This is a genomic window from Pseudomonas sp. WS 5411 (genome assembly GCF_012985595.1).
Lineage (GTDB): Bacteria > Pseudomonadota > Gammaproteobacteria > Pseudomonadales > Pseudomonadaceae > Aquipseudomonas > Aquipseudomonas shahriarae.
Map to the genome: position 1 here is coordinate 60,715 of NZ_JAARMC010000014.1, position 12,212 is coordinate 72,926.

Annotated in this window: 13 protein-coding genes; 1 reads left to right on the forward strand and 12 read right to left on the reverse strand. The window is 63.4% G+C overall.

The window, feature by feature from the left end:
* Positions 1-33 precede the first annotated feature (33 nt).
* The 12 genes from HBR93_RS18705 to HBR93_RS18760 all read right to left on the reverse strand — a co-directional run bounded on the left by HBR93_RS18705 (position 34) and on the right by HBR93_RS18760 (position 11,480).
* The gene (locus tag HBR93_RS18705; protein ID WP_169960817.1) at positions 34-612 is read right to left on the reverse strand and encodes a nucleotidyltransferase family protein; all 579 of its coding nucleotides are present in this window, start codon (positions 610-612) and stop codon (positions 34-36) included.
* Entirely contained in the window at positions 609-1,595 is a 987-nt protein-coding gene (locus HBR93_RS18710) for an XdhC family protein (protein WP_169960818.1), read from the reverse strand. Before HBR93_RS18710 ends, HBR93_RS18705 begins: the two co-directional genes overlap by 4 nt.
* The gene (locus tag HBR93_RS18715; protein WP_169960819.1) at positions 1,595-3,916 is read right to left on the reverse strand and encodes a xanthine dehydrogenase family protein molybdopterin-binding subunit; all 2,322 of its coding nucleotides are present in this window, start codon (positions 3,914-3,916) and stop codon (positions 1,595-1,597) included. Before HBR93_RS18715 ends, HBR93_RS18710 begins: the two co-directional genes overlap by 1 nt.
* Positions 3,913-4,383, reverse strand: a complete 471-nt coding sequence (locus HBR93_RS18720) for a (2Fe-2S)-binding protein (RefSeq protein ID WP_057960403.1) — start codon at positions 4,381-4,383, stop codon at positions 3,913-3,915. Before HBR93_RS18720 ends, HBR93_RS18715 begins: the two co-directional genes overlap by 4 nt.
* Positions 4,384-4,627: 244 nt before the next feature.
* Entirely contained in the window at positions 4,628-5,647 is a 1,020-nt protein-coding gene (murB, locus tag HBR93_RS18725) for a UDP-N-acetylmuramate dehydrogenase (RefSeq protein ID WP_169960820.1), read from the reverse strand.
* On the reverse strand, positions 5,644-6,108 hold the full coding sequence (locus HBR93_RS18730; RefSeq protein ID WP_169960821.1) for a low molecular weight protein-tyrosine-phosphatase: 465 nt from the start codon (positions 6,106-6,108) through the stop codon (positions 5,644-5,646). Before HBR93_RS18730 ends, murB begins: the two co-directional genes overlap by 4 nt.
* Positions 6,108-6,872, reverse strand: coding sequence for a 3-deoxy-manno-octulosonate cytidylyltransferase (gene kdsB, locus HBR93_RS18735; protein ID WP_057960406.1), 765 nt, complete (start codon positions 6,870-6,872; stop codon positions 6,108-6,110). The genes HBR93_RS18730 and kdsB overlap by 1 nt, the downstream gene beginning before the upstream one ends.
* Positions 6,869-7,054, reverse strand: a complete 186-nt coding sequence (locus HBR93_RS18740) for a Trm112 family protein (protein WP_003174668.1) — start codon at positions 7,052-7,054, stop codon at positions 6,869-6,871. Before HBR93_RS18740 ends, kdsB begins: the two co-directional genes overlap by 4 nt.
* Positions 7,055-7,078: 24 nt before the next feature.
* Positions 7,079-8,089, reverse strand: a complete 1,011-nt coding sequence (lpxK, locus tag HBR93_RS18745) for a tetraacyldisaccharide 4'-kinase (protein ID WP_120733918.1) — start codon at positions 8,087-8,089, stop codon at positions 7,079-7,081.
* Complete coding sequence (locus tag HBR93_RS18750; RefSeq protein WP_029299722.1) at positions 8,089-8,517, reverse strand: biopolymer transporter ExbD; 429 nt, start codon at positions 8,515-8,517, stop codon at positions 8,089-8,091. The genes lpxK and HBR93_RS18750 overlap by 1 nt, the downstream gene beginning before the upstream one ends.
* Positions 8,514-9,149: a MotA/TolQ/ExbB proton channel family protein gene (locus tag HBR93_RS18755; RefSeq protein ID WP_029299724.1), complete on the reverse strand. Its 636-nt coding sequence runs from the start codon at positions 9,147-9,149 to the stop codon at positions 8,514-8,516. The genes HBR93_RS18750 and HBR93_RS18755 overlap by 4 nt, the downstream gene beginning before the upstream one ends.
* Positions 9,150-9,224: 75 nt before the next feature.
* Positions 9,225-11,480, reverse strand: coding sequence for a DNA internalization-related competence protein ComEC/Rec2 (locus HBR93_RS18760; protein WP_169960822.1), 2,256 nt, complete (start codon positions 11,478-11,480; stop codon positions 9,225-9,227).
* A 136-nt stretch (positions 11,481-11,616) separates the two neighbouring features.
* Here HBR93_RS18760 and HBR93_RS18765 point away from each other — a divergent pair, with 136 nt between their 5' ends.
* Positions 11,617-12,132 carry a DUF2062 domain-containing protein gene (locus HBR93_RS18765; protein WP_057439617.1) on the forward strand — a complete coding sequence of 172 codons (516 nt, stop codon included), beginning with the start codon at positions 11,617-11,619 and terminating at the stop codon, positions 12,130-12,132.
* Positions 12,133-12,212: the final 80 nt, after the last annotated feature.

Consider the following 12,212-nt stretch of genomic DNA (forward strand, 5'->3'; position numbering starts at 1 on the left):
AATACCTGACACCCCGACCAGCTCTTCCAGCCCCTACCTGAATTCCAGTGATTGCGGCACGTCCACATCCCACAACACCCCAGGATCATCCACCGGCACTTCCCGCACCTCAGCCAGGGCAAACACCGCCCTGGCCCCACGATCCCCAGTCAACCCCATCAAGGCAGGCCCCAGTGCCGGGCCAAACGCAACAGGATGGCCCTGCTGACCAGCATGCACCGGCACACTGACACCCTCCACCCGCTCTATCACCCGCTCAATACTCGCCGCCTGGATAAACGGCATATCCCCCAACACCACCAGCCAACCCGCCGCCGGGCCACTGGCGGCCACGGCAGCCGCAATGCTGTCGCCCATGCCCGCCGAATCCACAAGCAGCACTTCGCAACCGTATGCCCTGGCCAGGCGAATGACCTCGCTGCGCGCAGGCGAGGTGATGACCCAGCGCCGGGTGATACAGGTCGGTAAATTGACCAACACCTGCTCGAAGACCGGCCGTGTCACTCCATCTCGCCCCCTACAAGGGGCCAGCAGTTTGTCCTGGCCGGTTTGCGCGCGGAACCGGCTGCCCTGCCCCGCGGCCAGGACGATGGCGGTAATGGCGCTCGTCAACTGACCGCCTCCCGCACCGGTTTTGCTTGCAGCAGTTCCACACCGTTCTTGATCGCGACGATGTGTGCCATCAACGACAAGGCAATCTCTGCCGGCGTATGACTGCCGATATGAAGTCCGATCGGACCATGCAGCCGCGCAATCGCCTCGGCTCCCAGCCCCAACACCGCCAGGTTTTCCCGACGCTTGCGACTATTGGCCCGCGAGCCCAGGGCTCCAATGTAGAACGCTCGGGAGTTCAACGCGGTCAGCAGCGCCATGTCGTCCAGGCGCGGATCATGGGTCAGGGCCACAATGGCCGTGCGCTCGTCCGTCTGGATATTGAGCACGGCCTCATCGGGCATTCCCGGCACAAAGCGCCCGTGTTGCTCTTCCCAGCCATGGACAAACTCCTGGCGTGGATCGCAGATCAGCACTTCAAAATCCAACAGCCGCGCCATTTCTGCCACATAGCGCGACAGCTGCCCCGCACCGATCAGTAACAGGCGCCAGCGCGGGCCGTAGATGGCCCGCAAGCGCTCACCATCAAAACTGACAATGTCGGACTGGCTCGCCGCGCTCAGACGCACGGTGCCCGTCGCCAAGTCCAACTCCCGGGCCACTATTTCATGGGCCTCACAACGCGCCAACAACTCGGCGACCCAGGCAGGATCACTTACCCGCTCCTCCGTCAGGCGCAAGGTGCCGCCGCAGGGCAGGCCAAAGCGCGCCGCTTCATCCCGGGTCACGCCATAGGTCACCAGTTGCACCGGCGGCCCTTCGTCAGGCAAGCGACCATCGTAAAGCCGAGCGATCAGGTCATCTTCAATGCAGCCACCGGAAACCGAGCCGATCACCACCCCATCGCCGCGCAGGGCCAGCATCGCCCCCGGCGGCCGTGGCGCGCTGCCCCAGGTCTGGACCACGCTGTACAGCACCACCCGCTGCCCCGCGCGGCGCCACTCCAGCACGCTGCGCAGGACGTTCAGATCCACGCTGTCCATCAGGCTTTCGCCGCCTGCTGCCAGCCCTGCAGTTGATAACGCACGGGCAAGCTGCGGATACGCTTGCCGGTGGCGGCAAATATCGCGTTGCACAGCGCCGGCGCAATCGGTGGCACGCCTGGCTCACCGACGCCCCCCAGGGGCACCTCTCCTTCTGGCGTGACCAAATGTATGGCGATTTCCCGGGGGGCCAGGGACATGCGCGCTACTTCATACATATGGAAGTTGTCCTGCTGGACCTTGCCATCCTTGAAGCTGATTTCTCCCAGGACCGCATTGCCCAAGCCCATGACGCAGGCGCCCTCGAACTGTGAGCGGATGCGCTCCGGGTTGATCTGCGGTCCGCAGTCCAGCGCAATATCAGCCTTATGCACGATCAGCGTGCCATCATCCTTGACCTCCACCTCGATCACCGCCGCCACATAGGTCACAAAGCTGTAGTGCACCGCCAGCCCCAGGCCGCGCCCCTTGGGCAGCGTGCGCCCCCAGCCGGCGGCCTTGGCGGCGGTTTCCAGCACGCCGCGCATGCGCGCGGTATCAATCGGATAACGCTCGGGGGACTCGCCGTAGTTCCACTCTTCACTCAAGGTTCGCGGATCAATCTGACGATCCGGGCCCAGCAGCTTGAGTTGATATTTCAGCGGATCCTGGCCGGCCTTATGGGCCAGTTCATCGACAAAGCTCTGAATGGCAAACCCATGGGGGATGTTCGACACCGAACGGTACCAACCAACGCGGGTGTGGGCAGCCGCTTCGGGGTTTTCCAGGCGCACATTGGGAATGGCGTAGGCCATGTTGGTAAAGCCCATGCCCAACTCGAACGCCGCCTCGTGGTTCATGCCCGGCGCAAACAGCGCAGTGATGCTGGGTGCCACGGTGCGGTGCAGCCAGCCAGAGGGCAGGCCGTCCTTGTTCAGGCCGGCCTTGAGGTACTCGGCGGAGACGGTATGGAAGTAGGAGTTATGAATATCGTCTTCACGGGTCCACTGCACCCGCACGGCCTTGCCGGGGAATTCCTTGGCCAGCAGCGCAGCTTCGATGATGAAATCCGGTTTCGACTTGCGCCCAAAGCCACCGCCCAACAGGGTGACGTGGATCGTGACGTTATCGAACGGCAGGCCCAGGCGCTCGGCCACCCGTTCCCGCGTGACCTGAGGTGCCTGGCTCGGAGCCCAGGCCTCGCATCGCCCGTCTTGATAACGGGCTACGGCCACCATCGGCTCCATCGGCGACTGCGCCAGGTGTGGCAAGTAATACGTGGCTTCGAGGGTGCTGTCGGCATCGTTCAGGGCCTGCTCGATACTGCCGGTATTGCGCACCACTTTGCCGGGCTGGAGCGCCGCGGCCTCGAGGGTCTTGCGATAGTCGGTGGAGTTGTAGCCAGCATTCGCGCCGTCGTCCCAGACAATCTGCAACGCCTCACGGCCCTTGATCGCCGCCCAGGTATTGCTGGCAACCACCGCCACACCACCCAATGGCTGGAATTCCGAGGGTATGGGTCGGCTTTCGATTTGCAGGACCTTGATCACCCCGGGGACTTTCAGCGCCGCGCTGGCATCGAACGACTTGACCTTGCCGCCGTATACCTTGGGCCGCGCAATGGTCGCGAACAGCATGCCGTCAAAATGCACATCGGCGCCGTACACCGCCCGGCCGTTGACGATATCGGCACCGTCGATGGCCTTGGTGGCTTCCTTGCCGATATAGCGAAACTCCGAGGGCTGCTTGAGTCGCAGGCTGTCGCGCGCCGGCACTGCCAACGCGCTGGCGGCAGCGGCCAGGGCGCCATAGCCCAGTTCGCGGCCGCTGGGCTGGTGAATGACTTTATGCAGCTGTGCACGGCATTCGCCCAGCGGGACTTTCCACTGCTCGGCAGCGGCCTGTTCCAGCATGGTTCGCACGGCGGCGCCGCACCGGCGCATCGGTTCGAACCAATGGCGCATGCTGCGCGAACCGTCAGTATCCTGGTTGCCAAAACGCGCTTCATCGCCCGGCGCCTGCGCAACCTTCACCAGCGCCCAATCGGCCTCCAGTTCATCGGCCACCACCATGGTCAGGCTGGTGCGCACGCCCTGGCCCATCTCCGAGCGGTTGCAGATCACGGTGACGGTGCCATCGGTGGCGATGCTGACATAGACCTTGGGATCATCAACCAGGCCATTGGGCATCGCGGCCCCACCGTATTGCTTCACTTCGTCGGCAAAGGCCTGGGGCAAGCCCCAACTGGCAGCCACCACCAGCGCGCCGGTCGCGCCGACGCCCTTGAGGAAACCGCGCCGGCTAAGGTTGCTCAGGGCGAAATTGCTCGGTAACTGGCTCATGCCTTGGCTCCCTGCAACTGAGTCGCGGCCTGGCGGATCGCCGTCTTGATGCGGTTATAGGTGCCGCAGCGGCAGATATTGCCGACCATGGCTTCTTCAATCTGTGCATCGCTGGGGTTGGGGTTGGTTTTCAGCAAGGCCGTGGCCGACATGATCTGCCCGCCCTGGCAGTAGCCGCATTGCGCCACCGCCGTATCCAGCCATGCCTGCTGCACCACCTGGCCAATCGGGTCGTTATGCAGGTTGTCGATAGTACTGACGTTCTGCCCTTTGACCGAGCCGATGGGCGTGATGCAACTGCGCGCCGGCGCACCGTCGATATGGATGGTGCAGGCGCCACACAGGCCCATGCCGCAACCGAACTTGGTGCCGTTGTAACCCGCTACATCACGGATCGCCCACAGCAGAGGCATATCCTCGGTGGCATCCAGTGGATGATCTTGACCGTTGAGTTTCAGAGTAATCATGGGCACGCCCGCATAGTGATTGGATTATGGGGTCGAGCTATCTGCCGCTTTCAAGGGAGCGGAGTCGGTACACGCAGATGGCTCAGGCTAATCGGGCTCTCTTGTGAAGACAGGTCTTCACCGGGCCTTTGATAAACAGGGTCTATCGAACAATAAACAGGCATCGTTAGCCTGCTAAGTTAACCCAGCATTAACAAAAAAGCCCTGCAATGCAGGGCTTGGTTCAACACGCTAGAAGCGTAGCTCAATAACGATTGGGCTCCATTTCCAGGTCGACCTTGAAGCGCTCGGCGATATCGCGCTGGATGCGCTGGGCCAGGCTGGAAATATCCAGGCCGGTGGCCGCGCCATAATTGACCAGCACCAGCGCCTGCAAGCGATGCACGCCGGCATCACCCTCGCGAAAGCCCTTCCAGCCGGCCTTTTCAATCAACCAGCCGGCCGCCAGCTTCACTTGCCCATCGGCCTGGGGATAGGCCACCAGATCGGGATATTGCAGCTGCAACTGCGCCGCCAGCTCCTGGGAGACCAGTGGGTTCTTGAAGAAACTGCCGGCGTTGCCCAAGACCGCAGGATCGGGCAGCTTTTCACTGCGGATACTGCAAATGGCCCGACTGACATCGCTCGGGGTCGCCTGGGCAATGCCCTGCTCCGCCAGGCGCTGCTGCACCGGGCCATAGCCGAGTTTCAGGTGTGCGACGCGGTTCAGGGCAAAACGCACCCGCAGGATCAGCCAGCGCCCCACTTCGTGCTTGAACAGGCTGTCGCGGTAGGCGAAGTTGCATTCCTCCAGGCTGAAATCCCGCAACTCGCCCGTCTGGCGGTCGAGGGCGGTCAGCCCGGCGAAGACATCCTTGATCTCGACACCGTAGGCGCCAATGTTCTGCATCGGTGCCGCCCCGACAGTGCCGGGAATCAGGCTGAGGTTTTCCAGGCCAGAGAACCCTTGTGCAAGGGTCCATAGCACAAACGGATGCCAGGCCTCGCCCGCCTCGGCTTCCACCACCACCTGCTGGCCGTCGTCGTGCAGTACTCGGATCCCCTGGGTTGCCATGCGCAACACCAACGCCGGGATATCCTGGGTCAGCAGCAGGTTGCTGCCGCCCCCGATCACCAGCAACGGCAACTGCTGTGCGGCCGCATAGGCCAGGCCCTCGCGCACATCGGCGTCGCTATGGGCTTCGGCGAACCATTGCGCACGCACATCAATGCCAAAACTGTTAAAGGCCTTCAGGGAAACCTGGGGCTGCACATCCAGACTCATAACCGCCCCTTCAATTCGATCACCAGCAAATCACAGGCGGCCTCGATCAGGTCCAGGACCTGCTCGAAACCTTGCTCGCCGTCGTAGTACGGATCCGGCACTTCATCCACTGCCCCATCGTAGCGGCGCAGGAACAGGTCCAGCTCGGCCTTGCCCTGGGCCGGTTGCATGGCCTTGAGGTTGCGCAGGTTGCTCTGGTCCATCGCCAGGATCAGGTCGTAGCGCGCAAAGTCGGCGCGCGACACCTGCTGGGCGCGCTGGGCCGACAAGTCGTAGCCACGACGCAGCGCTGCTTGCTGGCTGCGCTTGTCCGGGGCCTTGCCGATATGCCATTCACCGGTACCGGCAGACGCCACCTCGACCTGGTCCGCCAACCCGGCGACCCGCAGTTTGTGGCGCAGCACACCCTCGGCGGTGGGCGAGCGGCAGATATTGCCCAGGCAGACAAACAGGACTTCCATCAAGCCCCCAGCAACCGACGCACGCGCTCGAGGTCTTCCGGCGTATCGACACCGGCCGGCGGCGCTTCTATCGCATCATCGACATGAATGCGCACGCCGTGCCACAGGGCCCGCAATTGCTCCAGGGCCTCGGTGTTTTCCAGCCAGCACGGGCCCCAGGTGACGAAGTCATGCAGGAAGCCGGCGCGGTAGGCGTAAATGCCGATATGGCGGCGATACGGCACGCCCGCCGGCAACACATCACGCTGTTTGGCGAATTCGTCGCGCGCCCAGGGCAGGGTCGAACGGCTGAAGGTCAGGGCCAGGCCATTGATGTCGCTGACCACCTTGACCACGTTCGGGTTGAACAGGGTCTCGAGGTCTTCGATAGGCTCGGCCAGGGTCGCCATGCGCGCTTCGGCGTGGGCGGCCAGGTTGGCCGCGACCTGGTCGATGACACACGGCGGGATCAACGGCTCGTCGCCTTGCACATTGACCACGATGGCGTCCGGCGCCAGGCCCAGGTGCGTGGCCACTTCGGCCAGGCGGTCGGTGCCGGAGTTGTGATCTTCACGGGTCAGTACCGCTTCGGCGCCAAAACCCTTGCAGGCCTCAATGATCCGCAGATCATCAGTGGCCACCACTACGCGTTGGGCGCTGCTTTTGCAGGCCTGTTCCCAGACCAGCTGGATCATCGGCTTGGCGCCGATCATCTGCAGCGGTTTGCCGGGCAGGCGGGTGGAGGCGTAGCGCGCGGGGATGACAACAGTGAAGGCAGTGGTCATTTATCCAGGCGCTCGTCGGTCGTCAGGGTGCGGGCTTCGCTTTCCAGCATCACCGGGATGCCGTCGCGGATCGGGTACGCCAGGCCGGCGCCCTTGCTGATCAGTTCAGTCTTGTCGGCACTGAGCTTGAGCGGGCCTTTGCAGATCGGGCAAGCGAGGATATCGAGCAGTTTGGTGTCCATGGGGGTTTCCTGGATAAAAACGTTTTAAGGCAAAAGTCGAGCAGGCAGCAGACGCATCAGTTGCGTGTCGAACCAGGCGATAAACGCCGGTGACGGTGCGGCATCGACTGCAAGGTACCACCAGTGTGCCTGGGCAAAGGCGCGGCACTTCACCGCGTCCTTTTCGGTCATGACCAGGGGCAGTGACGGCGTAAAATTCAGGACCTCGGCGCTGTAGGGCGCATGGTCGGCAAACGCATGGGGTATCGGCAACCAGTGTAGCGTTTCGAGGGTATTGAAGAAACGTTGCGGGTTGCCGATGCCCGCGACCGCATGCACCCGTTGCCCCACGGGAAAATGGTCCAGCGGCCGCCGCTCGCCGGTCAGCAGGTTGACCAACGTGGTCGGCAGCAGACGGAAAGCAAAACCATCCTCGCGATCAGCCCCGGCGCCGTTATATAGCAGGGCATCGACGCTGTGCAGGCGCTCGGCCGGCTCGCGCAACGGCCCGGCAGGCAGGCAGCGGCGATTGCCCAGGCCACGGGCGTTGTCGATCAGCACCAACTCAAGGTCACGGGCCAGACGGTAATGCTGCAAGCCATCGTCGGACAGGATCAGGTCCAGGGTCTCGCTGGCCAACAGGGCCTGCACCGCCCGGCTGCGATCGGGGTCGATCATCAGCGGGACGCCGCTGCGCTGCACGATCAACAAGGGCTCGTCGCCGGCCACTTGCGCGCTGTCGCTGGCCTGCACCCGCCATGGCAACTGCGCAGGCTTGGCCCCGTAGCCACGGCTGACCACACCGACCCGCAGGCCACTGCGCTGGCAATGCTCGATCAACCACAGGATCAACGGCGTCTTGCCCGTGCCACCCACAGTGATATTGCCGACCACTACTATAGGCACCGGCGCTTGGTAGATCGTGCCCTCACCCGCCAGGAACCGCTCGCGCTTGCGCCTGACCACCCGGCGATAGAGTGCCTCCAGTGGTTGCAGGAGCTTGAGCGCCGGGTGGCCGTCATACCAGGCCTTGAGCAAACGATCGGACAAGGCCATCAGGGTTGCCCCGCCGCCTCGACGGTGGTCATGCGCAAATGGCTGAAACCGAGCTTGCCGGCTGCATCCATCGCGGTGATCACAGCCTGGTGTGGGGTCTTGCCATCGGCGCTGATGGACAGCGGCATTTGCGTATCGCCGCCGGACTCCTTCTGCAGCGCATCCATCACGCTGGCCACGTCGTTTTTCTCGAGTAACTGGTTGTTCACCGAAAACACCCCTTCGGCGCTGATGGTGATCTCCAGTTGCTTGAGCTGCTGGTCTTCGGCCGGCGAGCCGCTGACGGCTTCCGGCAGTTCGACCCGTAGTTGGGTTTCCCGGGTAAAGGTGGTGGTGACGACAAAAAACAACAGCAGGATGAACACCACATCAATCAACGACGCCAGGTTGATATCGACCGTTTCCCGGGGTTTGCGGCGAAATTTCACGCTTTGCCCTCGACCAGGTCGACATCACGGTCGCCCTGGACCACTTCCACCAGCTTGATGGCTTCCTGCTCCATGCCAACCACCAACTCGTCGATGCGGCGTTGCAGGAATCGGTGGAAAAACACCGCAGGGATACCCACCATCAGGCCCGCCGCCGTGGTGATCAGGGCCTTGGAAATACCCCCGGCCAATACCGAGGCGTTGGTGGTCATGCCGGACCCGGTGAAGGCACTGAAGATATCAATCATGCCCAGCACGGTACCGAGCAAGCCCAGCAATGGCGCCATTGCCGCGATGGTGCCCAGGGCATTGATGTAGCGCTCCAGTTCGTGAATTACCCGGGCGGCAGCTTCTTCAATGCACTCCTTCATGATCTCGCGACCGTGCTTGGAGTTGGCCAGGCCCGCAGCGAGGATCTCGCCCAGAGGGGAATTGGCCCGCAGTTCCTTGAGCTTTTCCTTGTCCAGTTGCTTGTCCTTGATCCAGCGCCAGACCTGCCCCAGCAGATGATCAGGGGTTACACGGCTGGCGCGCAGGGTCCACAGGCGTTCGGCAACAATGCCGAGTGCGGCGATGGAGCTCAGAATGATCGGCAACATCATCCAGCCGCCGGATTTGACCAATTCCCACACAGTGAATGTCCCCTCGAAAAAGTGCGCCACTTTAGCATATAGGCTGGCGAGGAAGGGCCTGCCGGCCGACAGCCATCATGTCGCAGGCACCGGCCTTTGGTAACTGTCGATGACAGGCGCGCGCCAGAAACGGCGCTGGCTGCGTGCCATGACCGGCGCCTCGAAAGCCCCCAGGCGCAGACGCACCGCGCCCTGTTCGGCGCTGTCATAAAGGGTGCTGCGCAAATACTGGTAACGCGCCATCACTTGCGGGTGCGGATGACCGAAACCATTGCCTCGCCCACGGGAGATCAGCACCGCCTTGGGGGCCAGTTGCTGGACAAACGGCCAGGACGAGGAACTGCGGCTGCCATGATGGGGCACTTGCAGCCAATCCGTGGCGACCGCCAGGGGCGTGGCCAGCAAGGCCCGCTCGGCCTCGCGGTCGATATCGCCGGTCAGCAGCAACCGCTCGCCATTGGCCTGGACCTGCAGCACGCACGACTTCGCGTTGCCGTTGCGGGCATCTGCCCATTGCCACAGCTGGAACACCACGCCGTCCCACTCCCACTGCTCACCGCTGATACAGGCCTGGGTGCCGAGGAACGCCGGCAACCCCCGGGTTTCCCCGCCCACCACGCGCAGGACGGGTAACCCACGGGCCACCGCCGCCGCGCCACCGGCATGATCGGCGTCGGCATGGCTGAGCAGCATCAAGTCCACCTGGCCAACCCCCAGCTTGCGCAGCGCCGGCAATACCACGCGCTCGCCGAGATCGAAATCCCCCACCCGTGGCCCGGCGTCATACAACAGCACGTGGTTGCGGGTGCGCAACACGATCGACAAGCCCTGGCCGACATCCAGTTGCTCCACCGCCACCTGGCCCAACGGGATCGACTCACGGGGCGGGAACACCGCCAGCAGCAACAGGGGCCAACCCAGCAGGCGAAAGGGAATGCCCTTGGGCATCAATAACAGCACCGCGCCCAGCAGACTGAGCAACCAGTAGCCCACAGGCACCTCGGCCGGCATCCAGGCTGGCACGTGCCCGGCCAGCCAGGCCAGGGCCTTGAACAGCCAATCCAGCGCGCCCCCCGCCAGCCACAACAGGCCACTGCCCAGCCATGGCACCGCCAGCAACAGCGTGCCCGCCAGCGCCAGCGGCAACACCAGCAGGCTGATCCACGGCACTGCAAACAGATTGGCCAGCGGCGCACTCAAGCTGATCGGCAAACCGAGGATCAGTAGCAGCGGAAACAGCCCAATCGCGATCAGCCATTGGGCACGGGTCCAGGCCTGCCACGCCCGCCAGGGCCCCAGGCGGCCGCTGAAGGCCAGCAGCAACACGGCCACGGCGGCAAATGACAGCCAGAAACCCGGTTGCAAGCTGGCCAGGGGTTCGAGGAGCAGCACCGCATTCAGGGCCAGCAGCAGTGGCCACCAGATCCCCAGGTGGCGAAACCGCAGGCGCCACAGCAACACCAGCCCCACCATCACACAGGCCCGCTGCACTGGCACGGCAAAGCCGGCGAGCAAGCCATAGGCCAGCGCTGCGGCAAATGCCAGGCCGCAGGCCCAAGGCAGCCAGGGCAAACGCCTGGGCCAGCAGCCGTAGCGGGCCAGCCCGGCCACCAAGGCATAGATCAACCCCGACAACAGGCCGATATGCTGGCCGGAAATGACCAATAGATGCACGGTGCCGGTGTCCTGCAAAATGCGCCAATCCTCGGCGGCCAAGCCGGAGCCATCGCCCAGCACTAATGCGGCCAGCCCGGCTTCACGCCCCCGGGCGTCTACCGCCAATAGCTGCTGGCGGACCCCATCGCGCCAGGCATGTCGGGCCGGCGCCAGGCGCTGGCCATCCTTGACCGACCCCGTCGCCCCCACACGCTGGGCCAACAGCCAGGCCTCTTGATCGAAGCCCTGGAAATTCAACAGGCCGGAGGGTCGCTTGAGGGTCACGGCCAAACGCCAGCGCTCACCACTGCGCACAGGAGGGCCGCCCTGCCAGCTCACACGGATGCGCTGGGGCAGCCGGTCCTGGCGTGACCGGCTGTCGCTCAGTTCGAAGCGCACCACCCCACTACTCTGCTGCGGTAGCCCGCTGACACGCCCTTCCAGCCAGCGGGTCTGGCCGTCCAGCGCGGGCATGAGCCGGTCGTCAAGCGCCCGTTGCGCGCTGAAACAGGCCCACGCCAGGCCCAACAGGAAAAATGCCAGCGGATAAGTACGAAACGGCAGTAGCATCAACGCCACCACCGGCAACACCAGCAACCAACCGACCGGCGGCAAGACGGGCAGCAGGCGCAACGCCAGCAGCCCCAACGCTAGCGCAAACATCCCTGTACGCATGGATCATTCCTTGAGAGTGACCCATTGAGTGTTAGCCGAGTGGTTCAGGGCGAACTATGATTTTTTGTCACAAAGTCTGAATTTCCCGTTCGTAGAATACGGGCATACTTGACCCTCGAACTGATCTGGACCCCTTATGCCACGGCACTTATTCAAACGGTACATGCCCGATCCGACCAGCATTCGGGAACACAAGTCCTTACGCTTTCTCGGCACGCTGCTCCATGACCCCAACCTCTGGCACCTCAATCGGCATTCAGTTGCCCGGGCCATGGCTGTCGGCCTGTTTGCCGCCTTCATTCCCATACCTTTGCAGATGTTGCTGGCGGCCTTCCTCGCCATTTCCGTGCGCGGCAATATGCCCATTGCCGTGAGCCTGGTGTGGCTGACCAACCCGATTACCATGCCCGTGGTGTTCTTCTGCACCTATATGACCGGCACCTGGCTGATGAACATCCCCGCCCGCACCCTGCCCGATGAACTGACCTGGGAATGGATCAGCGGGCAACTGTCGACCATGTGGCAGCCGTTCCTCCTGGGCTCGGTGGTGCTGGGCCTGGTCTTGGGCGCGCTGGCGTACTGCATGACCATGGTGTATTGGCGGTGGTGGGTGGGGCATCAGTGGAAAAAACGGCAGCAACGTAATCGGTAGTCGGCGAACGCCCCTGTTGTGAGCTGGTTTGTCTGCCTGACAACCCGCGGTGTCCCGGTGAGCACCGCAGCAGTGGATAT